This is a genomic window from Vibrio sp. 03_296, from assembly GCF_002265885.1.
Genome location: NZ_NPKW01000809.1, coordinates 1 through 1332, shown reverse-complemented (window position 1 = coordinate 1332; position 1332 = coordinate 1). Strand labels below are relative to the sequence as shown.

Sequence of the window (1332 nt, the reverse complement as noted above, 5' to 3'; positions counted from 1 at the left end):
TTTTCAGTTAACTTCAAAGTTGAGATCATTTTGCATCGGACTATACTTATGAAACTGGTGGTTTATAAGGGGTAACGCTATGGATAGCAAAACAGTTCAAACAGAGAACAAAAATGGCACTCATACCCTTTCTTTGCCTAAGTTAGGTGAAATCGATTGGCAGCTTATCTGGATTCAAAGAGTTCATGCTTGATGAAAACGCATTTGTTACCGTATTTGGGCTTGAAAGAAACATTTTGCACGCAGAGGAAGTGCTAAAGCGATTGGCACCCAGCCAGCGGCAAATCGCGATTGATACTTTTCGCCATGTGATGAAGAGTGGTGAATCGCAAGTATTCCGTTGCTGCCTTGTCTCTCCATTAGAGCGTGTTCATTTTGTTGAGTTTTACGTCGAGAAAAAAAATAGCCAGACCTTAGTTGGTACACTGACGCCACTTCTAACAATAGAGTCCTGTATGCAAGTGGCAGAAGTCTTTTATTCTCTGTTTGAAAACCCTCACCATGGCGTGCTTATACGATGAAACACCAGAATATTGGTGTGCAATAAATATTTTGAACATACCACGGGCTATCAAAGGAAGGATATTGCCGGTTTAAAAACCAGTATTTTTTAATGCCGAGAAACACTCGGACCTATACTACCAAAACTTATGGAAGCAGCTTACCGAGCTAAATTATTGGTCCGGTGAGATCCTTACTCGAACATGCTCGGGAGACAATGTACCGCAAGAGTTAACGATTCAGAAGATTAATGATGGGATAGGAGGTGCTTACTATATAGGGATCAGTTCCAACCTTTCAGAGCGATTACATAGCATTAATGACAAAGATAATGGTGGTATTGACCTTCTTACTCAACTACCGAGAAAAGAACGCTTTCTTGATCAACTAGAGGGGTTGTGCCAAAGCAATAATAGTGATGTCGGCCTTATTATGCTTGCCATCCAACCTAAGTATGTTGAAGATAACCCATCGGCGATAAAAAAGAATTTGCCCGTTTTTACAAATGGTTCAGGCGCTAACCTTATGTGGCATATTTGGGTTCAGATAGATTTGTCGTGTGTTTAAAATTTTCGAAAACACAGGTCGCGCATATTCGCCAGATCAACCAGACCATAAAGCGTTTTTTCTCAAGCTCCGAATGGCAGAAAATGAAATATCAAACGCTTTGACTCAAGGGAGTATTGGTATATCGGTACTCGGTATTGATGCCAAAACGCCACGCAGTTTGTTCTCCCATGCCAATCAAGCGTTGCTAGAAATGCATTCTGGTCACAAACATCGCGTCTCGTTCTATGATCAAGCGATTCACAAGCAGATAGAGCAAAAAAA

General features: G+C 41.1%; 2 protein-coding genes. Both read left to right on the top strand.

The window, feature by feature from the left end:
- Positions 1-185: 185 nt before the first annotated feature.
- The gene (locus CIK04_RS28050) at positions 186-521 is read left to right on the top strand and encodes a hypothetical protein (protein ID WP_128824735.1); all 336 of its coding nucleotides are present in this window, start codon (positions 186-188) and stop codon (positions 519-521) included.
- 539 nt (positions 522-1060) lie between these two features.
- On the top strand, positions 1061-1332 hold a 272-nt coding region (locus CIK04_RS28045), incomplete at its 3' end, for a hypothetical protein (protein ID WP_142995032.1).

Coding starts and splice junctions, on each gene's coding strand:
- CIK04_RS28050 (WP_128824735.1), top strand. CDS start 186: ATGCTTGATGAAAACGCATTTGTTACCGTATTTGGGCTTGAAAGAAAC.